This window comes from Comamonas sp. SCN 65-56, assembly GCF_001724135.1.
In the GTDB taxonomy this organism is placed as follows: Bacteria; Pseudomonadota; Gammaproteobacteria; order Burkholderiales; family Burkholderiaceae_C; genus Comamonas_C.
This window is the reverse complement of the sequence record NZ_MEDS01000015.1, coordinates 25,466-49,902: the sequence shown is the minus strand read 5'-3', so window position 1 is coordinate 49,902 and position 24,437 is coordinate 25,466. Positions and strand designations below refer to the sequence as shown.

Genomic DNA, 24,437 nt, shown 5'->3' with positions numbered 1-24,437 from the left:
AGCTGCGCTACGGCGTGCCGATGAGCGTGCCGCTGGTCGGACGCATCGCGGTGTGGGTGATGCGCATCGTGGACGGCTGCGCGGCGCCGTCGCGCCGCCGGCTCGGCGCGATCGATCTCGGCACGCCCGCACCGATCGGCGCGCCGCGCAGCTGGGCCTGCGCGATCTACCTGGCACCCGATGCCGCAGGCAACCCGGTGCCGCGCTGGCCGGTGCGCGCGAGCGCGACGATCCGCATGCAAAGCCCGGCGCGGCAAAGTGCGATGACGCCATCGCGCGCCCGGGCGTTGCCCGGCACGGTATCGGGCAGCGGTGGCGGGCAGTGGGCAGACACCCCGAGCATGGCTGCCAGCAGTGAACGCGGCGAAGCTTTCCCCGGGGAACTGCGTGGCTCAACTGGCACCGCGTTGGTGCCCGGCATCGGTGCCGTCGCGGCGATGTCGTCGATCGACGGTTCCCTCGATCGCGCGACGACCGGGTGGCTGCGCATCGGTGGCGAGCGGGTCTTTTCGGCTCCAGGCGCGTGCACGCAGGAGTGACCGGAATCGAATTGAGCCGGCGTCGGTCTGCGACGGAGGTGTCCGCGCAAGAGGTTGTCATCCGATGGGGCGAGCATTCGCTGATTCGATGTGACTGCGAGATGTCGCCGCCTCTGGCATCAGTCGGCCAGTCGCCTGGCCAGCCATTCGATGAGCGGTCGCCAGTGCTCGGCTTGCGTGAAGCCGGGCTCGGCGCCGTGGATCTGGAGCCATCCGCGCGACTTGCGCAGTGCCTTGCGCCATCGTCGATCACCTTGTGCGAAGGCCACCACCGCATCGCTCGAGGAATCGTCACCTCGCGCAACGACGAGCATTCTCGCGCGTGCGGCGCGCACGGCATCCGGCAGCGCATGCCAGGATTGGCCCTCCCCGGGGAGGTCGATGCGCTCGCCTCCATCCAGGACAGGCTCCGACCGCTCGACGGCTTGCGCATGCTTTCCGAGCATTCTGCGCCACCAGGCCGGCCGAGCGGTCACTGCCTGCGGTGTGATCGAGGGATCGATCAGGCACAGAGCCGACAGCGGCACGCCGGCATCGACCAGTGCCTGCCACTCGCGAACGATCACTCCGGCGGCGCGTCCGACGGCCAGGACGGCAACGAAGGAGTCGGGATGAAGCCTGAGCAGCTGTCGTGCCGCCGCGATCAGGTCTTCCCTATAGGCGCTGCCGTCGCGCAACGTGGGCCGCGAGTCCCCGCCATCGGCCGGGTCGAAGCGCAGCGAGGGCAGGCCGGCGCGGGCAAGCTCGCGCGCAAGGCGGACGTAGAGCCGATCGGGTCCCGTGCGCGTCTCGCCCGGGGCCGGCACGATCAATACCGCCTTGTCGGCAATCCGGGTGGCGTTGGTCGCGATGCCGATCCGCATGCCGTCAGCGCCGACGATCGTGACTGGCGTTTCGATCACCGACATGGGGGCGTTCACTGTGCGTCCTCGAGAAACTCCTCGGTCGCGATACAGGCACCCATCAGCGATTCGCTGCGCAACAGCCACCGCTCTCCGTCCGTCGTGGCGTGCGCTGCCTGAAATGTCGGTTGTGCGGACGATCGCGGCACGGCCAGATAGCCTGCCTCGAGCCAGGCTTCCGCGAGATTGCAGGTCGGCACGGAAACCTCCTCGGTCATGGAGGACAGGCCAGACACTTCGAGAAAGAGCGCGGCCGGCGGCCTGCCGTGCTCGGCGATGGCGGGAGGTTCCATGCGAAGCTCGCGCAAGTCGGCCAGAAGGGATGGCGCCAGGCTGCCGCCCTCCGGGCGGATCGTCGCAATCGCATCGCCGCTCGCTGGCGCCTGCCAGAAGACGTACAGGTCGATCAACTGATCCAGCGCCATCGCGACATCGGCAACGAGCAACGCGCCGCTGCGCACCCCCCACAACACATTCGATCCCGAGTGCCGCCGGCGTGCCAGCATCGCGGCACGCAACAGGTCACTTCGCCAACCATCGAGTGTGGCTTCGGCGGGTTCGCCCGGCGAGTCGCCAAGGCCAAAGAGATCGATCAACAGGACTGCCCAACCCCGGGCGGCGAGCCGCCACGCCTGCGACGCGATCGCGTGCCGCGCCATCGAACGCTCCACGCCCAGCGGCTGCACGCAAAGTACCGCCCCACGGGGCTCGCCAGCGGGCAGCCACCAGATGCCCATCCGGTGACCAGCGTCGAAGCCTTCGCAGAGGGTCGCTTCGATGCGTACATCGGCATCTGGCCCCGGCAGCGCATCCAGTGTCATCGAGAGTCCGCCTGCCATTCAAGGGTCCAGTCCGCTGTCGATTCTATCGACGGCACACAGGTGCGAGGAGCGCCGCCGGTCGGCTTGCATGTCAGGTTGACGGCAGGAGGTCGGTCGACACGTTGTGCTAGCCTGCGCGGCGAGTTGTTTCCTGCATCGATTCCTGCATCGATTCTTCTGCATCGGATCCTGACATCTGATTGACATGATGACGCGGCAAGTGCCTGCTTTCGTTGCTGTTGCCACATCGGTTTCTGCGGCTCTGCACAAGTGCGCAGACCGCTGGTGACGCCTCAGGCTCCGTCCGTCATTGCGCATGCTTTCTGATGGCTTGACCCGGAAGAATTCCTTGACAATGGAGATGCCGGATCGGACTTCCCTTCAATCGACCGACCGCAAGGTGTTTCTCATTATGCAGCGCGCTACGTTCCGTCTGGTTTCCGCTGTCGGGTCCGGGTCGCCTCCCCGCCGAGGCCTGTTCGTCGCCGCTCTGGCGATTGTCCTTGGTGCCTGCGGAGGCGGCAACGGCAGTGTGGATTCCGCCAGTGGACCAGGCGTCGCGTCGGTCGGTTCGTCCAGTGCCAACCTGTGCGAGGGTCTGGTGACGGACAAGTTGGCGCATGCGATGACGGATGTTGCCAAGCCTGCGGTGGGTGGTTCGTTCGTGGATCCGCAGTTTGGCACGACGATTCGGCGCATCAGCGACGCTGCGGCGAAGGGGTTCGAGTTCATCAAGCCGATGTACTCGACGATCCAGGCCTGGAACGCCGACGAGACCCGGCTGATTCTGCTTCGACCGGGGGGTTGGCACGAGCTGTACGACGGCAAGACCTACCAGTACCTTCGCACGCTCGATGACATCAGTCCGGCCGATGACGAGCAGGTTTACTGGGACACGACCGACCCGCAGGTTCTTTATTACGCGAACATCGTCGAGCGTCGGCTGTACCGATACAACGTGGAGACGCGCGCGAAGACGATGCTGCGCGATTTTTCGACGCCTCCGACCTCATGCGGCAGCGGTGTCGACCTGACCGGCGGGACCGATCCGATGTACATGTCGTGGCAGGGTCGCAAGATCGGCCTGACGTGCGGAGGCAAGATCTTCAGCTACGACATCGATGCCGGCGTCGTGGGCACCGTGCTCACGAAGACGACGGGCGAGGGCGGGGCGCAGAACGCACCGCAGGCTGCGCCCAGCGGTACGCGCTACTTCCTGAACGACAGCGATCGGATCGGGACTGTTCGCGATGCGAACATGAACGAGTTGCTGACGCTGGACGTGATCAACTCGGGCGAGCACGGGTCGCTTGGCCGCCTTGCGAGCGGGCACGACATCTTCTACAGCGTGCAGTTCGATTCCGGTCCGGTTGCCGCGCGGGCTGGAAAGGACAACTCCGGGACGCTGGTGGCGCACGACATGTGGGACGGATCGTGGCGCGTGATCATTGGCCAGAGCCAGGGGTATCCGTATCCGCCGTCCGGGACGCACATTTCGGCGGTGGCGCACAAGAATCCGGGTTGGGTGGCCGTGTCGGTGATCGGTGATCTCTCCGGAGGGAAGCTGGGTCAGGGCGTTCTCGAGAGCGAGATCATCCTGGCCGATACGAACCCGGGCGGGGCGGTGTGTCGCGTGGCGCATCACCGTTCCTGCGGCGGCAATTGTGGAACGATCGGTTACTTCGCCGAGCCGCACGTGGTCATCAGCCCGAGCGGGACGCGGATGATCTTCGGGAGTGACTGGGGTGGCGGGAAGACCGCGGACACCTATGTGGTGGAGCTTCCAGCCTATCGGCCATAGGCAGTGAGACAGGCCATTGCCTGCATGCCGACGGGGCGACGCGGATATTCGGACGAACTTCATGAGCAGGGCTGCAATGAAATCCATGCTTCTTGTCTTGCAGGACAAACCCCGGTCTGGACGATTCGCCTGGGCGGTGTCGGCCTGCGTGAGTCTCGCGTTGCTGAGCGGGTGCGGGAATGCCGCCGACAACGGCGCCGATTCGAGCGCTGCGCCGAGCCTGGCGTCCGTGGATGCGCCAGCCACGAATGTGACCCCAAAACCCACGCCGACACCCGCGCCTGAGCCGACGCCCGCACCCACACCCGCACCCACACCCGTACCCACACCCGTACCCACACCCACACCCACACCCACACCCACACCCACACCCGCACCCACACCGGCACCCACACCCGCGCCGACCGCAAGCTACACGCTGTCGGTCGGGGTGACGGGTTCGGGCACGGTGACGTCGTCGCCGCTCGGGATCAGTTGCGGGGCGGACTGCAGCGAGAACTATGCGTCGGGCACCAGTGTGAGCCTGATGGCTGCGGCGGCGAGCGGTTACAGCTTTGCCGGATGGAGCGGCGCGTGCTCGGGCACCGCGGGCTGCACGGTGAGCATGACGGCGGCGCGCTCGGTGAGTGCGCGCTTCACCGCGAACCAGGCAAGTGCCAGTGCCAACCTGTGCGAGGGTCTGGTGACGGACAAGGTCAGCCACGCCATGGGCTCGCTGGCCAGGCCGGGCGTGGGCCAGGCGGTGACCGATCCGGCGTTCGGGACGACGGTTCGCCGCCTCACCGATGCCGGCGGCACCAACGTGATCAAGCCGGCCTACTCGACGATTCCGGCCTGGAATGCGGACGAGAGCTATCTGATCCTGTACCACACGGGGGGTTCGGTGCGGGGCGGCGCCGGGCACCACCTGTACAACGGCAAGACCTACCAGTACATCCGTGCGCTGGACATCGATCCGCCCGATCTCGAGCAGTTCTACTGGCACGGGACCAACCCGAACCTGCTGCTGTACATCGATTCGGGCACTCGTCTGGTTCAGTACAACGTCGTCACCGGCACAAAGACGACGTTGAAGACCTTTTCGTGCAGCGTCTCCGGCGGCGCCGATCCGATGTACACCTCATGGGACTCGGACCTGATCGGCTTGCGCTGCGGGAGCCAGATGTTCACCTACCGGGTGAGCACCAACACCGAGTACCGGCGCGTGAGCGAATCCAATGGGCTGGCGCCGATCGCTGCTCCGAGCGGCACCCTCGCGTTCTACGCGGCCGCCAATGCCCAGGTGAGGGATCTGGACCTGAACATCCTGCGCACGCTGGCGGTCGTGGGCGAGGAGCACGCATCGCTTGGCCGGCTGGCGAGCGGCGTCGACACCCACAATACGGTTTCGTTCGACGGGAGCTACGTCGGTTCGCTCGTGACCAGCGACATGACCGGTGCGTCGGCGCCGCGCGTGATCGTGGGGCCGTCGACCGGGTATCCATACCCGCCGGGCAGCACGCACGTGTCGGCCGTTTCGCTGAAGAATCCCGGCTGGGTCGCGGTGTCGATCGTGGGCAACACCGACGGCAAGGCGACGCTGAACCAGGAGATCGTGCTGGCGAACACCAACCCCGGCGGGCAGGTATGCCGGGTTGCGCACCATCGGTCGTATGGCAAGGCAGGGCCGCGCGGCTATTGGGCGGAACCGCACGTCGTGATCAGCCCGAGCGGCACCCGCCTGCTGTTCGGAAGCGACTGGGGCGGCGGCAGTTCGGTCGATGCCTACGTGGTCGAACTGCCGAGCTATCAGCCGTAGCGCGGTACTCCGGGGGCGTGCCGCATTCCGGCCGTTCCCCCGTCCCGGCGGTTTGCGTGAGCCGCCACGGCAGCCCTGACTGGATCACGTCCTCGATCGAGAGTATTTTTCGGGACATCGACCGCTCTCTGACGGCCGCAGGCGCATCGGCCGGTCTCCGCGGAGTTCGACCCATGGGTGCCTTTCCGTGCAGTCTGGTGGCGTCCATTCAGTGCAGACAGTGCGGCGGCGCGCTCGCTATCGCCGTGGGCGCCGAGTTGACCGCCAACGAGCTCGGGGTGCGGCGAGGAAGACTCTGCTGCACGTCGTGCGGGGATTCGACCAACGTGTCGGCAGGCATCGTGCTGTCCGGCGCGGGAGAGGGGGACCTTGCGCTGCACGACGAGAGCAGGCACGAACAGCAACTGCGTGACGCGCGAGCCCGTTCGACGACTGGAGACGCAGACGACCCCCGCTGGAACTCCGAGTACCAGTTGATGGAGATTCTGTCTGCGCTCGCAGCACTCGACATCCATCCCGGCGACGCCATTCTGGAACTCGGGTGCGGCGACGGTCGCTACACGACCCGACTCGCGCCGCGATGCGCATCGCTCCTGGCGATCGACCTGTCGCTGGAATCGCTGGCCGTGCTCGATCGCCGACTCCGCGGAGCGGGCAACGTCGGACTCGTGCATGCCGACGTGACGACACTGCGCGTGCCGAGTCGCCGCTTCGACGTCGTCTACTCGACCCTGACCTCGAACCTGCCCACCAGGGAGCATCGCCAGGCGATGTACCGAGTCGCTGCCGACGCGCTTCGCAGCGATGGTCGCTTCGTGTTCAGCGCTCATCACCAGGGCATCATGCAGTGGCTTTCCGGCGAGTCGAAGTCCGGCCGCTATGCCCAGGGTCACATCTACCGCTACAACTTCGCGCTGCGCGAGTGCGTGAACGAGGTGCGACCGTACTTCGCGTCGGTGCGGGCGTGGCCCATCCAGATCAGGGTACCTTTCGCGAAACGGATCGGCCTGCCGACCGTCGAACTCTCCCGTCGCCTCGAGCGCGTGCCGGTGGTGAACCGCCTCGGAGACCTGATCCTCTGCGTGGCGCAGGCGCCACTCGCCGCCGGATAAGCCGCTGAGAGCGTGCATCCTCGCTGACCGAACCGAGGTCGCGCGAGTCCTCCGTTCGATCGATCCTGCGCCTGCGATACGGCAAGAGGGGCGACGCGCAGGCCTGCGAGGCGACCGGACGAAGGCACGGCGGGTCCCGCTGGATCGTCCCGATCGACCGTCGGTCTGCGGCCAGCAGCCGAAGACAACGGAATGCGGATAAATCGCTTGAAGCGCACGCCGAACCGTGCCTTCGCCTCGCCATGCGACCGCCAGAGCGCGCTCGAGGGTGTCGAGGAACACTAAGTCGACAAGGAAGTCGTTGCTGAAGCCGTCTACAGGAATCGATCCGTGGTCTGCCCGGTATCGACATTACGCTCGGCAACACATGCGGGTGAGCTGCTGGTTCTCTCTGCCCGCCAGGCAGTCGACGCTGGCCGTCAGCGACGCTGCTCATCCGCCACCCTTCGAGGATCGAACATGACACAGCACCGACTCGTCCGGCTCTCATTGGCCGCAGGCTTCTTCGTTTCGTTGGCGCTTGCGCTCCCGGGAGCGCATGCCGCCAGCGATGCGACGACCAAGGGGACGCGATACCGGCTCACGGTGACGAACTCCGGCGGCGGCAAGGTGACCAGCGGGAACAAGATCGATTGCGGGACCGACTGCAAGGCACGCTACCTGGCAGGAAGGACGCTCACCCTCTCGGCGACGGCTGCGCAGGACCACGTCTTCGCCGGCTGGGGCGGCGCCTGCTACGGAACCGCCACGACCTGCAATGTCACGATGAACTCGGACGCGATGGTGAGCGCAACCTTCGTGCCAGCGAAGTCGGCCACCTCGCCCGCACCGGCGCCCGCCCCCGCCCCCGCCCCGGCACCGGTGACCTACCTGTTGCAGGTCAATCGGACGGGTTCCGGGGCCGTCTCATCCTCGCCGGCAGGGATCAGCTGCGGAAGCGACTGCAGCGAGTCGTATGCTTCCGGCACGAGCGTGACGCTGTCGGCGACCCCGGCGGACGGCTATCAGTTCTCGGGCTGGAGCGGTGCCTGCAGCGGCACCAGTACCTGTGCGCTGAGCATGACAGCGGCCCGGACGGTGGGAGCGACGTTCACGCAGACCGTGGCCGCTGCTCCGTCGACGGACCTCTGCGCGGGGCTCGTCACCGACAAGGCGAATCGCCCCAAAGGCGCGCTGGCCAAGCCCGCGGTCGGGCAGGCCGTCGTCGATCCCCAGTTCGGCACGACCATCCGCCGCATTTCGGATGCAGGCAGCACGAACGTGGTCAAGCCGGCGTACTCGACGGTGCCCGCCTGGAACGCCGACGAGAGCTATCTCGTCCTGTATCACACCGGCGGCAGCGTGAAGGGCGGAGCCGGCCACCATCTCTACGACGGCAAGACGTATCAGTACATCCGTGCGCTCGATATCGATCCGCCCGACCTGGAGCAGTTCTACTGGCACGCCACCGACCCGGACTCGCTGCTGTACGTGGACGGGAACGATCGACTGATCCGCTACAAGGTTTCCAGCGGAACCAAGACTGCCCTGAAGACGTTCTCGTGCAGCGGCAGCGTGACGGGTGGCGTCGACCCGATGTACACATCATGGGACTCGGACCTGATCGGCCTGCGCTGCGACGGGCAGATCTTCACCTACCGGATCAGCACCGGCGCCGAGAGCCGGCGCGTGAGCGAAGCAGGAGACCTTGCGCCGATCGCGTCACCGACCGGCAAGCTGGCCTTCCTCGGCGGCGGCGCCGCGGCGGTGCGTGACACCGACCTGAACTTCCTGCGTAACCTGCCGGTCAACGGCGAGGAGCATGCTTCGCTGGGCAGGCTGGCGGGTGGCGCAGACACGCACAACACCGTATCGTTCGACGGCAGCTACGTCGGCTCGCTGGTGACCAGCGACATGACCGGCGCGAGCGCTCCGCGCGTCATTGTCGGACCGGCGACGGGCTATCCGTACCCGCCTGGCGGCACGCACGTGTCCGCGGTGGCTCTGAAGAACCCCGGATGGGTGGCGCTGTCGATCGTCGGCAATACGTCCGGCAGCACGGTGCTGAACCAGGAACTCGTGCTGGCCAACACCAATCCGGGGGGCAAGGCGTGCCGGGTGGGGCACCACCGCTCGTTCGGCAAGTCGGGCCCGCGCGGCTACTGGGCCGAGCCGCACGTGGTGATCAGCCCGCGCGGCACACGCCTGCTCTTCGGCAGCGACTGGGGCGGCGGGAGCTCGGTGGATGCCTACGTGGTCGAGTTGCCTGCCTACCGGCCTTGAACGATGCGGGCTTCGGCGTGCGGAGAAGCGGGCCCGCCGTCGAGGCTCATATCCAGCGCTTGTCGTAGCGATGAATGCCTGAGCTGCTGGCCAGCAACAACGAGCCGATCGCCCACGCGTGACGCCTTCCGAGCTTGCGGTATCCGGCCCGAAGGTGAACGAGCGCCGATCGGCGGTTGTTGATGTCGACCAGCCCATAGATATGCCGGTAACCCTCGGTACGCAACGCCGCGTGCATTTTGACCAGGACTGCGACAGGCAGGTTCTGGCCTCTGTACGAGCGTCCCACGAAGAGGTCGAAGGCCAGAACGTCGCCGGAGCCGAGATCCAGGTCGAAGACGCTGACCTGGGGGTGCGGCATCTCCGCCGTGCAGATCCAGCCGTAGGCGAGGATGTCTTCGTGATTCTGCGCCAGATAGCCGAGGTATCCCCTTGCCCAGGCGTCGTCCAGGCGGTTCAGGGTCGATGCGGCGTCGCTGTTCTCTCTCAGGATCATCTCGCGAAGCCGGGGTCGATCGCTGTCGACGATGCGGCGAACCTGCAGCCCGGCCCAACGTTCCGGTACGTCGCGCGGTAACCCATCGAGGACGAAAAGGTCGTTGTCGATCTTCTCGACGAGCAGGCGCGCTGCCTGCTCGAGGCGCCGTGCAATGCGTGCCGACAGGGAGCGGGCTGCGGAACGGCTCATGGGGTCCCGCTCCATGCCAACGGCGTGCCGCGGATTGCCCGCCGGGCTGCAACGGCGCAGGCAATCGGTGCGACGCGTGATCGTAGATTGAACAGGGTGACCCGACGGGTGATGCGGGTCGTCGTGGACCATTCCTCCACTTGCAGGCGTTTCGGGTGGCCGACCGCAAGGCCCATCAGGTCGAGCGTGGTTCGTCCCGATCCGAAATGCTGCCGAATCACCTCCGCACCGAGTACCGAGCCGACCGAGTCCGCGTCGTACTGCCTGGCGTGGGCAATGTGCCGGTCCAGGACGGTGTCGCGCCAGATCATCTGGATCGAGCCCGCCATGTCGGTCGACCCGCTGGTCAGGATCGATATCCGTGCCTCTCCCCGGGTGGCCAGCAGGCCCAACAGGTCGCGGTAGAACGAGGCATGCCGGGCATCCTTGGCGACGCCGACCGGACTCGACGCCTTCCAGCTCTGTTGCTCGATCGCGATGTAGCGATTCAAGGCGCGTTCGACTGCGGCAGGCTCGGTGGCCGTCTCGATCCGCCATTCGGGGTGCCGTCGGTCGAGTTGGGCCAGCTTTCTCCGGTAGTTCTTTCGCGTGTTGCGCGAGCGCGATGCGAGGTAGTCTGCCCAGGCGCTACGAAGGTCGATACTGGCGACGGAAGTGTCGGCTTCGACGCGCCCGAAGATGCCGCGCCCGAATCCGCCCAGGTTGGTGACCGGCCAGTCGTCCTGGTCGAGTTCGGCCAGTTGCAGCAGGTCCCAATGCGCCCGGTGGGCGAGGAGCGCCTCGAACGCAGCGAGCCAGATCGACGCAGGCTCGCCGGCGCTCACGATTCCGGGGCGGTCGCCTTCCTGCTGCGCGATGAAGCGCATCACGCGCACCTTCATTCCCCACCGTCGAGACGGACAGATCGCGAGGGGCACGACGCCGACCGGCGCGGTGCCGTCGGATACCACGATCACGAACAGGCGGTCGTCGGCTGAGTGCAGATGCCGCCACGCGAGCAAGACGTAGTCGTAGGTCGCGAAAAGGCTGCAATGCGTCGTGTCCGTCCGCGCGAGCGCCTGCCACTGGGGTGCGAACGCCGCGAGCTGGTCGACGGTGGTGAGCACCGTACAGTGCAGCCGGGGACTCGCGCGCGGCCGCGCGATGCGCGCCAGGCCGTTCACGCGTCGGGCCCCTCACGGTCGACTGCGCCAGGCGCCGTTTCGTCGGATCCGGATGCGGCAGCGCGCGAGGAGGCGGTCGGCCGCCGGCGAAATCGCCGCCATAGTCCACGCAAGCGCATCCAGAAGGGGATCAGGATCCTCGCCAACCGGCTCGTGGCGTAGAACCCCGTAGTGATCGGCGTCTTGTCGGCCCAGAGCATCTCGATGAACGAGCCTTCGTCCGTGCCGCTGTCGATGTAGGACAGCGAACCCAGGCGCTCACGGGCGTGTCGAACGAGCAGGTACTCGTTGAGGACTCCGGGAGCGTACTTCGCGAAGTCCGGATCCCAGCCGAGCTTGAACGCGAAGGCGGCCGCGCCCGACAGGAAATTGCTCGTCGATGCGATCGCGCGCCCGTCCACGCGAAGCTCCGTGAACAGTGCCCGGCCATCCTGTGCAAACCCGGTGCACATTTCCGTGAAGAACGCCTCGTGGGCGGGGCGGCAGCGCAGCGAACTGCCATTCTCCTTCTTCCATCCGCTGTTCTCCAGCTCGAGGAAAGTCTCGACTGTTTCGGCGGACACCTCGCGGCCATCGATCACGTGCCAGCTCACTGCCCCGGTTTCCGCCAGCTGCCGGTACGCACGCTGCAGCTTCTTCTGGCGCTTGCGGCTCATGACGCGATCGAGATACTGGTCGTCGATCCGTGCCGGATAGAGGATCGCCTGCGAGAAAGTCTCCAGCCCGACCCATGTGATGCCGCGACGACTTGCAGCGGCGTCGAGTGCTGCGGCAAGCGGTCCTTCCGCATTGCGGTTGTCGAAGACCAGGCCATGCCAGGGTGAACCCGGCTTGTCGACGAAATCGAACAAGGCGTCGACCGCGGATTCGGCGGCCTCGGGATCGATGAGCGGGCCGGTGACGTACGAATGCACGCACCGGTAGCTTCGAAGGTGCGGAAGCGGGAAACGGCGGGTGGGGCCCTCGGCAGTGAAGATCCCGAGACCGAGCAAGCGTGTGCCCGTGCCTGGATTGCCGTAGATCGCGACGAAGATCGGCAAGGTGGCGGGTCGAAGGTGCCTCAGAGCCGGAAGCACGAAGTGCGGCGACATGTAGGCGTTCGGCTCGATCGCCCGGGCTTCCAGTGCAAGCCACTCGCTCACGAAGGGCTGATCGATCTCCGCCATCGAGAGCCTGCGCACTTCGATCCCCGGTCGTTGCGGGTGGTTCATCGAGGCGAGACTCCAAGCGAGTACGCGAGCAATCCAGCGATTTCATGAATCGCACGGGTGCTCTTTTCGAGTGCGCTCACCTGGGGGATGAAGGCCTCGTGGGGTGCCGGACGGACCCATCTGAAGTCGACGGGATGCGCGCACACCTGGATGCCGGCCGCGCGGAATGCGCCCACGGCCCGCGGCATGTGCATGGCGGAGGTGACGAGGAAAGGCTGCCCGCGGATCCAGAGCTCGCTGCGGCGAGCGAGAATTTCCGCGCTCTCGAGGGTTGACGTGGAATTCCGCTCGACCTCGATCCGGGCCGGAGCGATGCCAAGCCGGGTCGCCAGGGCACGCATCAGATCCGCCTCGCGCACGGTGTCTCCGGCGCCTCCGGACATGACGATCGTGGATCCAGGATGCTTCTCGGCGAGCGCGACCGCCTCGAAGGTCCGCCGCGCGCTCGCCTCCTTGAGGCTCCAGAATTCCTGTTCGCTGCGCGGCGCGCCGGTGATTCCACCGGCGAGCACGATGAAGACCGCGTCAGGCCCCGGGGCGAGGCAGTCGGCGGCCGGCGCGGCGCGAGACTCGAGCCAGGCGACGGCCAGATTGGCACCGAACGGTGCGGCTACGAGGAAGTAGCCAACGGTCAGCGCCATCAGCAGCCACCGCGTGCGCCCGGCGGCCTGCAGGCCGACCCAACGCACGCAAAGCAGCAACAGCGCCCAGCCTGTGAGGGCGACCGGAGCCGTCAGGATCTCCAGCCAGGTCGTCACGGCTTCCTGATGGCGGAACTGGTGCCTTGCCCTCGGGATCGCGGAAGCGTCACGAGGAAGCTGCTGGGGTCGATAGCACCATTCCAGTTGCTGGCAAAGATGATTCGTGTGCCCGTCGCATTCGTGACCGCGTGCTGCTCGGAAAAATAGCCGCCTTTCTCGCGACTGCTGTGATGATGCGCCACGCGCCGAACCTGTCCAGACCCGTCCAGCTTGATCCAGAAGATCTCGAAGTCGTGATTCGGGTACTTGCGGTCAGGCCCCTGCGTCGAAATCAGCGCCCACCCGGGCATTGCCAGGTTGCGGCACGACACGTGCGGGGTCGTGCCCCAGCCGATGCGTGTCAGCACGCTGATGCGGCCGGTCTGCAGATCGGCCATGTTGATGTTCCGGTTGTTGTCGAGTTGGTGATCTGCGCCGTCGAACACCATGACCTCGGTGCCGTCGGCCCGCAGGCACAGGTCGGCGTGCCCGAAGGTGCCGAGGGGCAGGTCGCGGAGGTGGTTCATGTCGAGATCGAAGACGCGCGAACGGTCCTTTCCCATCATCACGACATGGCGCCCGCTCGGCGTGACGCTGATCCAGTCGGCGACCATTGCACCGGTCACGGGCAGCCTGCGCCGGATCGTGTCGTTCTGCAGGTCGTAGACGAACGCTTCGAGGTTCGCCCCCTTCTTGCCGACCATCGCGTAATAGCGCCCCTCGCGGTCGAGGTTGCCCTCGAGTTTGCCGCGGACCGTCTCGTACTCGCTGAAATCACGCAACAGCGTCTTTTTTCCGGATTTCGTGTCGTAGCGGTACATGGCCCGCACATTCGGCGAATTGCCCGCGAAGTCGAGGAAATAGAAGACGCCGGGATCCTTCGGATGCCACTGGATTTCCGGGTCGGAACTGACGATGTCGAGTTCCCTGATTGGCTTCCATGTAGCGGCGTCGTACAGGATCAGGCTGCCGTCGCCGCCGAAGAAGATTGCGAGCGAGTCGTTGGCGTTGAGCGGGTTGGCCTTCGAGTAGTAGTGCCGGATGCGCCGCTTGCCGGGCACCTGGGACGGGTCGGTGATCCGCATCACCGTCGTGCCGAACGTCGGATCGACGAACGGTTCGTGCAGTCCCGGAGGCGCACTGGACGGGGCAGGACGTACCGCGTGTCCGTCGAGCAAGCCTTCCAGGACAGGTTGCGCGCCTGCAAGCGTCGCGGCGCTCGACAGCGCGGACACGGCGATGAACCACGCCGACCATGCGAAGAACCTGTGCGTTGTCGTCATCGATGTCCTCCGGTATCAGCGCCCGCTCCGGTTCCGTGCCATTGCAGGTAGATTCTCTCGTCGCCGTCGATCCAGGAACGGCGCGAGAACAAGCTTTCGACGCGCTCGCGCGCGGCACGGCCGAATGCCAGATGGGTGTCGCTCTGGATGATCCGTTCCATCCGCTCCGCCAGCTCCGGAACGTTGGCCGCTTCGAACAACAGCCCGGTAACGCCTTCCTCGACGACCTCGGGGCATCCGCCGATTCGCGGCAGGATGACCGCCTTGCCGGCCGCCATGGCTTCGCGTGCTGCCAGTGGAAACGACTCGCGGACCGACGAGAGAACGAAGACGTCGATGAGGGCCAGGTGAGCGGGAATGTCTCGTTGCAGACCAGTGAAGATGACCCGATCCGCGATGCCGAGCCTGACGGCGTCGGCCTGCGTCGGCGCGAGAAGGGGGCCTTCGCCGACGATCATCAGGCGCGCGTCGGGCATGCGCGCCGCAACGCGAGCGAAAGCCTGCAGCAGGTAGCGGTGCCCCTTTTCCTCGGACAGGCGCGCCACGATTCCAAACACCTTGTGACGCGCCGGATCGATTCCGTATCGGGCCGCGAGCTCGGGATCTCGCTCCCTCGGCACGAAGCGCAGGGTGTCGATGCCGCTGTGGATGACCGTCGACTTCGCCTCGGCAAGGCCGCTGGCGAGAAGCCGGTCGCGTTCGTAGTGCGATTCGAAGATCACGAAATCGGCACATCGTTGCAGGATGCTTCCGCCATAGCGGAAATGTCGCGGATTGTGAATGTTGTGGATCGTCGTGACGATGGGCACGCGCCTGCCGGTCGCGGCGACCCGATAGCCGTACGGAGCCAGACGCAGGCTGGCGTAGGCGACCAGCGTGGAACGCACCGACTGCGGCGCGACGAGTTCGATGTGGTGCTCGCGCACGGCGGCACGCAGGGCTCGGGCGGCGCGCGCGAAGCCGCCGGCGTGCCGGAAGTGGAAGTCGATATCGAGGTGCCGTGCTCCCTTTCCGGTCAGCTCCGGGAGCAGGACCCCCGACGTCGTGGCGACAAAGACGACGTGTCCGCGCGCAGAGAGGTCCTCGGTCAGGGTCAGGATGTCGGACTGCACGCCGCCGACGCCGAAAGGTTCTGTCATGAGGTACAGCAGGCGCATTCACTACCCTCGTTGCATGTTGGGGTCGCGCGCGGCGGCGGCGAAGGCGCGGCGGCGCTTCCAGTGCAGCACCGCGTGGATCGGATCGAAGGCACCGGCAAGCTTCATCGACAACTCGCGCGGCTCGTCGCGATCGGTGATTTCGGTGCGGCGCAAGGCCCAGAGATCGGAACCCGGGCGGTTCGCGCCGGGGGCGACGGTCACCGCTGCCCGGTAGCCGGCTTCGCGCGCCAGGCGACTCTCGCGCGCGGTCACGTCTCCCGACGGATAGCAGAAGAAGTCGGTCGCGATGCCGAGTTCGTCCTGGATCCTGCTGCGGCTGTCGGCGATCTCGTGCCGTGCCTCGTCGTCGCCCAGGCGCTGCAGGAACGGATGCGAGATCGTGTGCGAGCCGATGGTGATGCCCGGCTCGCGAGCGAGGGCCCGCACCTCGCGCCAGTCGAGGTGCAAGCGCTCCGATTGCGCCGGATAGCGCGGGTGGGAGCGCGTCTGGTCGCAAAACTCGGTGGTCACGAAGATCGTCGCCGGGATGCCGTGCCGGCGCAGGACGGGCAGCGCGTAGACGAGGTTGTCGAGGTAGCCGTCGTCGAACGTCACCGCGACCGATTCGGGCTGCACGCTTGCCGCAGTCAGCGCCGCGACCGCGTCGGCCAGGGACACAACCTTCCGCGTGCCGGCGAGGTGAGCGATCTGCCGCTCGAAGCGCTCGGGGCTGACCGAGAGCTGATCGTGCCCCGCGGACGGCCGGACCCGGTGGTACATCAGGATGCGGATGCCGGGGCGCAGTCGTGACGCGAGTCGTGTCGCCGGCAGGCACGACAGCGCAACGGCACGACGAACTGCGGCTCCCATCGGCTCGTCTCCTAGCCTTGGGCGTCCGTTGCCGGGGCCGTGTCGCCATTGCCGACCCCGAGGGCCTGCGCGTACATCGACTCGTAGGCCTGCGTAGTGCGCGAGACGTCGTAGCGGGCCAGCACCGACTGCCTGGCGTGCTGGCCGAGCGAGCGTCGCAGCGTCGGATCATCCATCAGTCGCACCATGCCCCGCGCCAGCGCATCGATGTTGCCCGAATCGACCAGCAGGCCGTCGACCTGGTCGCGCACGACGTCGGGAATCCCGCCGACGCGCGTCGCGATCACGGCCTTCTCGCAGGCCATTGCCTCGAGCAGTGCCATTGGCAGTCCCTCCCAACGCGAGGGCATCACGACGAACTCCAGAGCGGCCAGCAGGCGCGGGACATCGGCCCGCAGGCCCAGCCATCGCAGCTGCTCCCCGATGCCGAGCTCGTGCGCCGCCGCCTCGAGCCCGGCGCGCAACTCACCGTCGCCGACCAGCAGGCACACGAACCTGGTTCGGTCGGCAGCGCGCAGTCGCGCGATGGCCTCGAACAGATCGGCATGACCCTTGGCTGGATGCAGGCGCCCGATCACGCCGCATATGAGGACGTCAGTCGGGATGCCCAGCTCGTCGCGGACTCCGCTGCCCGAAGCGTGCTCGAAACGCCTGAGATCGATGCCGTTGGGCACCACGGTCACGCGCGCCGCGGGCAGGTGATCGCGATGCCGCAGCACCTGGCCTACCTCGTCGGTGCAGGCGATGACCTGCGTCGAGATGCGGGCGAGGAGCGAATCGATGCTGCGGTGAAGGCTGCTTTTCCAGGCGTTGACGCTGTGAACGGTGCTGAACACCGCGCGCACGCCAGCGAGCCGCGCCGCAACACGTCCGTAGGCGTCGGCAGCGAAAAGGTGCGTGTGAACGACCGCGACATGTTCCCGGCGCAGCCAGTGCACGAGCCTGAACAGAAGCGCGAAGTCGAACCCGCCCCGGCTGCCGAGCACGACGACGGGAACGCCGATCTCCTGCAGCTCGCGCTCGAGGAGCCCTCCGCGCACGAGGCACACCACCACGTAGCGAAATCGCGCCGACCGCCGGCGCAGCACGTCGACGATCAGCCGCTCGGCGCCGTCGGGCGGGAGTTCGTCGATGACGTGAGCCACCAGTGGACGCTCGTCGCGGCTGCCGGCGGTCATGCAGTCGGTCCCGTCGGCTGCGTTTTCGGCGCCTGCGCTTCGGCATAGAGATGCGAGACGACCGCGATGTGGAACCACACGTAGGCCATCGTCGCCATGTCGGTCATGCGCGAACCGAACATGTTCACCGCGATCGCTCCGGCGACCATCGCTGCGGCGCCCATGCCGATCGAGCGGCCGAAGACGTCGGGCGCGCTTCGATAGACGTGCGTGCCCATCCGGAACGCTCGATAGAAGACCAGCAGGAACGCGACGAGCGCCGGAATTCCCATCTGCGAGCTGATGTACAGGAACATGTTGTGATTGTCGGACTCCTCGACGTCGTATTCGGTGTACCGGGCCTTGAGAAACGGAAAGGTCTTGAAGCCCTTGCCGAACAGCGGACTCTCCTTGGTCATCTCGATCGCGGCTTGCCACAGGACGAGCCGCGTCTGCGAACTCGTGTCGAGCGATTCCTCCACCGCCAGTTGTTGGGAGGTCGCCAGCCCCAGGCGGTCGCGCATGGAGTCTGGCAGGAGCTCCGGGTACACGAACAGGACGGTGACCGCCATGCCTCCCATGACGGCGAGAAACAGTTTCCCGCGCACGAAGGCGGCGGCCACGCCGGCGACGCCCATGCCGATGTAGGCGCCGCGCGAGAAGGTCGCCAGCAAGATGCGCGCCAGCAGCAGGAAGTACGGGACGAGCAGCCAGGATCTGAGGCGGGTGAGGTTGCCGGCGAACAGGGCAATGGCGGTTCCAGAGGAATAGACGAGGAACGCCCCGAAGTCGTTGGGCTGCATCTGCGGTCCGAGAAGGCGTGCCCGCTCGATGGTTTCCAGGTAGCGCTTCTCGGTCCATTCCTGGAAGCCGAGCGCCAGGACGACGACCGCACCGAGCATCATGTAGACCATCACGCGGCGTGCCATGGCACCGTCGCGGATCAGGTTGAGCACGGCAAAGAACAGGATGAACTGGTCGATCCAGAGCTTGATCTCCTGCAGCCCGTCGACGATCCGGAAGAACCCGAGCGTGAATCCGGCGGTGACGATCGACAGGATGCTGAGGGCGGCCCACCAGCGCACCGGGCCCGCCCCCGGCATTTGCCGGAAATATGGCCTGCGCTCCGCGATCACGCGTGCGGTCCAGGCGATCAGCAGCAGCACGATCAGGATGTTGGTGCCGTTCAGTCCGGGAGCGACCTTGGCGACGTAGACACGGCTCAGAGGAAGATACAGCACGACGATCGCCAGCAGCCACTCCGGATCGCGCAGGCTGTGCACCAGCAGCACCGTGCCGTAGATCGCCGCGAACCCGTGAAGTGCCCATGGCTCGAGCCGCCAGCCGAACAGGTTCATCGCCACGACCAGGAGTGCCGGCACTGCGAGGAAACGGAGCGTCGAGCGCAGTGGTGGGCCACCCCAGGGTGCTGCCACCGCGGCCGGCGCGTCTCCCGAGGCGGCGGGTGCAGGCCCGGCATTCATGGGTTCAGCCGGCGAGCTTTTCATACAATGCGTGATAAATCCGGTTGCCTGCCGTTCGGCGCACGAGCGTCTTCGCATTGGCGGACAGGCGCGCGCGAAACAGCCAGAGCGGTGCTGCAGAGATCATGTCGCGATAGCGACGCTCGTTGGTCGCCTGTCTCACCGCGATCCGCGGCAGTACCGTGCCCGCGGCAACCGGTTCCGGTCGATGAACGCCGACGTTCGAGCCGTGAAAGATGCGAAAACCGGCTTCCTGGCCGAAACGCAGTTGGCGGCGACGGAAACGTCCGCCTGGAAACGACATCTGACGGACTTCCGCCCCGAGTGCATCCTCGATCGCACTGCGCGACGCGGCGAACTCGGCGCGTGACGCCGCGTCGTCGAGATCATCGAAGAAACGGTGCGTGCGGCCGTGCGCGCCGATCGTCATCCCGCATCGATGCATGTCGACCAGTTGCCCCCAGGTGGAGAAACCGGGTCGCCGGCCGACGAAGTCGGTCGTCACGAAGAACGCGCCCCGGTACCCGCGCCGAACAAGTCGGTCGAGTGCATGGATGCGGTTGCTTGCGTGCCCGTCGTCGAAGGTCAGGACGACACCGCCGCTGGTCGGCGCGTCGCGGTCGAGCGTTCGCGGGTCGATGACGGGGATGCCTGCTTCCCCGATCAGTTCGAGTTGACGCTCGAAGTTGGACACCGATACCGCATACGGGCGGTCGGGCGGATCGATGTCGGCGAGCTCGCGTTCGTCCGCGTAGAGCGCGTGGTACATCAGGAGCACCAGCGGTTTCATGTCTTTTCCCATTTCGCATCGGAACGCGACGACACGAAGCCGGCCAGGGCCATCACGGCGGCCCAGTTGAGTTCGACGAACACGGTCACGAAGCTGACGACGCGGTTGCTTCGCAAACCGGGCACCCTGGCGCCGAGCAGCGCCGTGGCGTAGAACGCGAATTGCGCCACCGCGGCGGCTGCATAGAACGCGCCGTCGGCCAGGAGCGAGGCAAGCAGCATGGCGAGCATTGCATAGGGTACGAGCAGGCGAAGTACCTTGTGGGAAACGAATTGCACGAACAGCGGATTGCGCCATGGAACGAACATCCAGGGATTGCGGGCGAACGACTGGAAGTTGCCGGTCAGGGTGCGTATCTTGCGCTTGCGCTCGCCGGCGATGTCCGGCTGGAGTTCGTCGTAGAGCACTGCGCGCGGCTCGAACAGCGTTCGCAGTCCGCGACGCACGACCTGCATCGGAATCTCGAAGTCGTCGAGCAGGGTGTCGTCGCGCAACGGCGTGAAATCACGGCTGCGGATCGCGTATAGCGCACCGGTGGCGCCGACGGTCGATGCGAAGCGGCTCTCGGACCTCCGGATCCATTTCTCATAGCGCCAGTAGAGGCTGATCTGGGCCGCGGTCTGTGTGCCGGGCGCGACGTGAACCAGTGCGCCGCTCACCGCTCCGACCCCTGGCTGCAGGAGCCGGGCGACCAGGTGGCGAATGGCCTGAGGCTCGATCATCTGGCGAACGTCACTGAACACCACGATCGGCGTCTCGACCCGCTGCATCGCAAGGTTGAGCGCATGCGGCTTGCCGCGACGAACCGGGTAGCAGATCGACTCGACGTCGGTGATCGATGCCAGTGCGGTGTCGGTACCGTCGGTGGAACCGTCGGAGACGAAAAGCAGGCGCAGACGACCAGCCGGGTAGTCCAGGTTGCGCAGGTTCGCGACCTTGGCGTCGATCCGGGCCGCCTCGTTGTGCGCTGCCACCACGAGGGTGACCGCTGGCCAATCGGCCACCGCGTCGGGTGCCTGCTCCTTGCGGGTGCGGGCGGCCAGCCAGATGCCGATCGGGTATCCGATGTAGGTATACGCGACGAGGCCGAATGCGAGCCAGAAGGCCAGGGTAGCGCCGTTCATTCCGCTAGCGTCCCGCAACGATGAACGCGAAATCGCCGAGCGTTCGGCTGCCGGTTGGTTGGCGCACGATCGCCAACGGATCCATGCCCCGCCGGTGGATGCCTTCCACCGTGGAAAAGCCCAGCTCGAACCCGTGCTTGCGCAGCAGCGTCTTCGTTTCGTCGTTGAAATCCTGGGCGCGGCCGTTCGGGTAGGCGAAGTAGCGTGGAGCAACGCCGGTTTCCCGCTCGATGCGCTCGCGGCACAGGCGGATCTCGTCCTCCATGCGCTGACTGTCCAGCTGGGACAGAATCGGGTGCGTGTGGGTGTGGCCGCCGTAGCGGGTCAAGTCCGCGGTCTTGCGGACTTCGTTCCAGTCGAGCATCTGCCTGCCCGGCGCGCTGGCTCGCGGTTCCACGCCGAGTGCCGTGTAGAGCTCGCGCTCCCAACGCATGCGCTCGATGTCCGGAACGCCCTTGAGGAAGTGCTTGCAGCGCAACTCCGACCGCTCGAGCGTCGACGCGTCGTCGATCGCGAGGACCACGTCGGGCTCCCAGGGGACGACGAACTCGGTGCAGGCCGTGGTGCGAAATGCCCAGGTGACCGCGTCGGTCCAGATCAGGCCGCCGTCGTCGATGAACGACGTCGCCAGGAACACTACGCTCGGGATATCCAGTTCGCGCAGGATCGGGTAGGCGTTGTCATGATAGTCGCGGTAGCCGTCGTCGAAGGTGACCAGCACGGGCGGCTTCGCCCAGCTCGAGACCAGCAGGGACTCTTCGAAGTGCTCGGGCGCGATCGGCTCGCAGTGCCTGCGTAGCCACTGCATCTGGGCGCGGAACTGCCCGACGGGGGTACCCGGGAATGCGTCGCCGGGCGCCACGATGCGATGGTACATCAGCACCGTGAGGCCTTGCGGCCGCAGTGCGCCCGCGAACAGCCGCCAGAAAGGCGTCGTGGTGCAGAGCTGCTTGATGAACCGCTTGCTCATCGATTGCCGGGGCCTTGCTGCCGATTCGCTCGTCGAGCCCTGATCGCGGCGAGCACGCGCCGCGGCAGCAGCAGCTTGACGAGGATCTTGATCATGGCGAGGTCCGGCGCCTGGTCGCGCAGGCTGCGGACGAGATGGCGCAACGCCCCGGGCTTGTCGGTGTCGACCAGGGCGTCGGCCGCACCCCGGTATGCCGCGCCGACGCGCCGGCGCAGCGCCGCCTCGTTGGTGCGGTAGAACCCGGGGTCGATGCGCGCGATGCTCTGCATGATGTCGACGGTGTCGAGCTTGATCGCAGCGGTGTTGCGGTCGCCGGACATCTGGCCCGGCGAAACCCGGTAGCGAATGAGCGGCCGATCGATGAATCCGATGCGGCTCACCCGGCTGACCCGCAGCAGCCACTCATAGTCGCAAAGATTGCGCAGATCGAGCGAGAAATTGCCGACACGCGCGAGCAGTTCGCTGCGAAACATGATCGTAGGCGGGTGAACGTAGTTTCCCCAGACCAGCCTGTCGTGGATCCAGCCGCTCATCGTGCGAACCTTGGTCGGCATCGGGGTGCCTGCGGGCCCGGGCAGGTCCAGTTCGCCCACCCGGTCGTACATCGCGACGATTCCTCCGTCACGCTCGACTCGCCCGTAGTATTGCGAAAGAAAGGTCGGCGCGATCTCGCCGGATTCGTCGAAAGCCGAGAATTCGCTGCTGCACAAGCCGACGTCGGGGTTCTCGAGCAGGTAGGCAACCTGCGTCGCAAGCCGTTCCGGCATGCATACGTCGTCTGCGTCGAACAGTGCGATGAACGCGCCCGAGGCCACTGCGAGTCCGGCATTGCGCGCGCTGGCCAGTCCTGCGTTCGCCTGGCTGACGCAGCGAATCCGTTCGCCATACCCCCGAATGATCTTCCCGGTCGCGTCGGTCGAACCGTCGTCGACCACCACGAGCTCGACGCGTGGATACGACTGGGCGAGCACGCTCTCGATCGCTTCGGCGAGCCAGGCTTCGGCGTTGAACGCCGGCACCACGACACTGACCAGAGGTTCGCTCAAGTGCATTGAGATCTTCCCGGTTCCTTTGCGAGTCGATTCCGCATGGCCGTCAGCTGCGGACGTTTCGCGCGAGGCGACCGACGCGTTCGACAACGACCAGCGTCGCGTCTCGACCGCGTTGGTCGAAGGCCAGCACCAGGGCCGAATAGACCGCCACGCCGGTCAAGACCTTGACGAACAGGCTGAGCAGGGGTTCGCCCGTGTCCACCGACGATACCGAGACGAACATCACGAGGCCCAGCGCCAGGAATTTCAGCAGCGCGCGCCACGGAAAGGCGATGCGCAGCCTCGACCGGCCGATGACCAGCATTGCCACGGTCAACACGACATAGCTTGCAAGTGTCGCGATCGCCGCACCGAGTATGCCGAAGTGCGGTATCAGGACGACGTTCAGCACCACGTTGAGAACCGCGCAGGAAACGACGATGAACATGAGTATGCGGGTCTGCTTGCGGATGAACAGGCCGGCGCCCAGGAGCGTCGCACCGCCGTCTATGACCGTCGCAGCGATGATCCAGGGGATGACGACCGCGCCGGCGCGGTATTTCTCCGAAGCGAGCAGGACGAGGACGTCCTCTCCGACTGCGGCCAGGCCGAAGACCACGGCGACTCCGATCATGCAATAGAAGTGCAGTGCCCGCTCGATGAAGGAGCGGGTTGCCGCTTCTCCTTTCTCCTCCCAGAGCTTCGTGAACATCGGGACCACGGCCTGTCCGAACGACGCCACGATGATCATCTGGACGTATTCCGCAAGGTTGTAGCTCGCAGAGTAGTGGCCGAGCGCCGTGCCTCCGAGCATTGCCTGGATCACGTACCTGTCCCCGAAATTGAGCAGCAAGGCTCCCAGCTCGTAAGCGACCATCGGAATGCCGAATACCAGCATTCCGCGATACAGTTCGGGCGAAAATTCGCGGCGCGAGATTGGCTGGCGGCGCAGCATCAACCAGCCCAGGACAACGACCGCGAGGGTTTCCGCCAGGATCGTGCCGGCGTAGAAACCGTCGAGACCGGGCAGCACGTAGAAGACGGTTGCAAGAATGATTCCAAGGCCGCCGTACTTCCTCAGGACGTTGTAGAGCGTGAGCCACCCGCTGCGCTCCATCGCGCGCAAGATGTTGCTCATGCCGCTATCGAGGACGCGGACGGGTATGAGCACTGCCGTGAGCAACAGCAGGTGCGGAATACGCTCGTCGCCCCACAAGTGGGCGGGGATCAGCTGGCTGATGCCCGCCCAGCACAGCATCACCAGAGCCCCGGCGGCCCCCATTCCGAGCACCACGGTGGAGAAATACTGGCTGGGCGTGAAGTTCCCCGACGGTGCGCCGGCTTCGGCGTAGAAGCGGATCACCGAATGCTGCAGGCCGAGCTTGGCGACTCCGATCAGGATCAGGAGAGTCGAAGAGACCAGGTTCAGGACGCCATATTCCGCGACGCTGAAGATGCGGGTGAAGATCGGGAACGAGATCAGGCCCGCAAGGGTGACGAGCAGGCTTCCGATCGAGTAGGTCGACGCGTGTACGAGCAGGCGACGCAGCAT

Annotated in this window: 20 protein-coding genes and 1 pseudogene; 5 read left to right on the top strand and 16 right to left on the bottom strand. The window is 66.2% G+C overall.

Annotation, left to right across the window (positions count from 1 at the left end; translation table 11 throughout):
- Positions 1-539, top strand: a pseudogene (locus ABS45_RS10160) (hypothetical protein); the annotation flags it as partial.
- 119 nt (positions 540-658) lie between these two features.
- On the opposite strand, the gene ABS45_RS10155 reads toward ABS45_RS10160, so the two are convergent.
- Both ABS45_RS10155 and ABS45_RS10150 read right to left on the bottom strand, forming a co-directional pair.
- Positions 659-1,447: a hypothetical protein gene (locus ABS45_RS10155; RefSeq protein WP_291555398.1), complete on the bottom strand. Its 789-nt coding sequence runs from the start codon at positions 1,445-1,447 to the stop codon at positions 659-661.
- A gap of 8 nt (positions 1,448-1,455) precedes the next feature.
- Positions 1,456-2,262, bottom strand: coding sequence for a hypothetical protein (locus ABS45_RS10150; protein ID WP_291555396.1), 807 nt, complete (start codon positions 2,260-2,262; stop codon positions 1,456-1,458).
- 355 nt (positions 2,263-2,617) lie between these two features.
- Here ABS45_RS10150 and ABS45_RS10145 point away from each other — a divergent pair, with 355 nt between their 5' ends.
- From ABS45_RS10145 to ABS45_RS10130, 4 genes are all read left to right on the top strand, one after another.
- Complete coding sequence (locus ABS45_RS10145; RefSeq protein WP_291555394.1) at positions 2,618-4,063, top strand: hypothetical protein; 1,446 nt, start codon at positions 2,618-2,620, stop codon at positions 4,061-4,063.
- A gap of 85 nt (positions 4,064-4,148) precedes the next feature.
- A complete protein-coding gene (locus ABS45_RS10140; protein WP_291555392.1) occupies positions 4,149-5,861 on the top strand; it encodes a hypothetical protein in 1,713 nt (570 codons plus the stop codon).
- 173 nt (positions 5,862-6,034) lie between these two features.
- Positions 6,035-6,973, top strand: a complete 939-nt coding sequence (locus ABS45_RS10135; RefSeq protein WP_291555390.1) for a class I SAM-dependent methyltransferase — start codon at positions 6,035-6,037, stop codon at positions 6,971-6,973.
- A 459-nt stretch (positions 6,974-7,432) separates the two neighbouring features.
- Positions 7,433-9,235: a hypothetical protein gene (locus tag ABS45_RS10130; RefSeq protein ID WP_291555388.1), complete on the top strand. Its 1,803-nt coding sequence runs from the start codon at positions 7,433-7,435 to the stop codon at positions 9,233-9,235.
- A 46-nt stretch (positions 9,236-9,281) separates the two neighbouring features.
- On the opposite strand, the gene ABS45_RS10125 is transcribed toward ABS45_RS10130, so the two are convergent.
- The 14 genes from ABS45_RS10125 to ABS45_RS10060 are packed head-to-tail and all read right to left on the bottom strand — an operon-like array spanning position 9,282 to position 24,437.
- Positions 9,282-9,923, bottom strand: a complete 642-nt coding sequence (locus tag ABS45_RS10125; RefSeq protein ID WP_291555386.1) for a hypothetical protein — start codon at positions 9,921-9,923, stop codon at positions 9,282-9,284.
- Positions 9,920-11,086: a GNAT family N-acetyltransferase gene (locus ABS45_RS10120; RefSeq protein WP_291555384.1), complete on the bottom strand. Its 1,167-nt coding sequence runs from the start codon at positions 11,084-11,086 to the stop codon at positions 9,920-9,922. Before ABS45_RS10120 ends, ABS45_RS10125 begins: the two co-directional genes overlap by 4 nt.
- Positions 11,083-12,297: a GNAT family N-acetyltransferase gene (locus tag ABS45_RS10115; RefSeq protein ID WP_291555382.1), complete on the bottom strand. Its 1,215-nt coding sequence runs from the start codon at positions 12,295-12,297 to the stop codon at positions 11,083-11,085. The genes ABS45_RS10120 and ABS45_RS10115 overlap by 4 nt, the downstream gene beginning before the upstream one ends.
- A complete protein-coding gene (locus ABS45_RS10110; RefSeq protein WP_291555380.1) occupies positions 12,294-13,055 on the bottom strand; it encodes a YdcF family protein in 762 nt (253 codons plus the stop codon). The genes ABS45_RS10115 and ABS45_RS10110 overlap by 4 nt, the downstream gene beginning before the upstream one ends.
- Positions 13,052-14,320: a hypothetical protein gene (locus ABS45_RS10105; RefSeq protein ID WP_291555378.1), complete on the bottom strand. Its 1,269-nt coding sequence runs from the start codon at positions 14,318-14,320 to the stop codon at positions 13,052-13,054. The genes ABS45_RS10110 and ABS45_RS10105 overlap by 4 nt, the downstream gene beginning before the upstream one ends.
- Positions 14,317-15,477: a glycosyltransferase gene (locus ABS45_RS10100; protein WP_291555376.1), complete on the bottom strand. Its 1,161-nt coding sequence runs from the start codon at positions 15,475-15,477 to the stop codon at positions 14,317-14,319. Before ABS45_RS10100 ends, ABS45_RS10105 begins: the two co-directional genes overlap by 4 nt.
- Positions 15,478-15,480: 3 nt before the next feature.
- Positions 15,481-16,329: a polysaccharide deacetylase family protein gene (locus ABS45_RS10095; RefSeq protein ID WP_291555375.1), complete on the bottom strand. Its 849-nt coding sequence runs from the start codon at positions 16,327-16,329 to the stop codon at positions 15,481-15,483.
- An 11-nt stretch (positions 16,330-16,340) separates the two neighbouring features.
- Complete coding sequence (locus ABS45_RS10090) at positions 16,341-17,507, bottom strand: glycosyltransferase (protein ID WP_291555374.1); 1,167 nt, start codon at positions 17,505-17,507, stop codon at positions 16,341-16,343.
- Positions 17,504-18,994 (bottom strand): O-antigen ligase family protein, encoded by a 1,491-nt coding sequence (locus ABS45_RS10085; RefSeq protein WP_291555373.1) that lies wholly within the window; start codon positions 18,992-18,994, stop codon positions 17,504-17,506. Before ABS45_RS10085 ends, ABS45_RS10090 begins: the two co-directional genes overlap by 4 nt.
- Complete coding sequence (locus ABS45_RS10080) at positions 18,975-19,760, bottom strand: polysaccharide deacetylase family protein (RefSeq protein WP_291555372.1); 786 nt, start codon at positions 19,758-19,760, stop codon at positions 18,975-18,977. The genes ABS45_RS10085 and ABS45_RS10080 overlap by 20 nt, the downstream gene beginning before the upstream one ends.
- On the bottom strand, positions 19,757-20,884 hold the full coding sequence (locus ABS45_RS10075) for a glycosyltransferase family 2 protein (protein ID WP_291555371.1): 1,128 nt from the start codon (positions 20,882-20,884) through the stop codon (positions 19,757-19,759). The genes ABS45_RS10080 and ABS45_RS10075 overlap by 4 nt, the downstream gene beginning before the upstream one ends.
- A 4-nt stretch (positions 20,885-20,888) precedes the next feature.
- Positions 20,889-21,854, bottom strand: a complete 966-nt coding sequence (locus tag ABS45_RS10070) for a polysaccharide deacetylase family protein (protein ID WP_291555370.1) — start codon at positions 21,852-21,854, stop codon at positions 20,889-20,891.
- Positions 21,851-22,900 carry a glycosyltransferase gene (locus tag ABS45_RS10065; protein ID WP_291555369.1) on the bottom strand — a complete coding sequence of 350 codons (1,050 nt, stop codon included), beginning with the start codon at positions 22,898-22,900 and terminating at the stop codon, positions 21,851-21,853. Before ABS45_RS10065 ends, ABS45_RS10070 begins: the two co-directional genes overlap by 4 nt.
- A 49-nt stretch (positions 22,901-22,949) precedes the next feature.
- The gene (locus ABS45_RS10060) at positions 22,950-24,437 is read right to left on the bottom strand and encodes an oligosaccharide flippase family protein (protein ID WP_291555368.1); all 1,488 of its coding nucleotides are present in this window, start codon (positions 24,435-24,437) and stop codon (positions 22,950-22,952) included.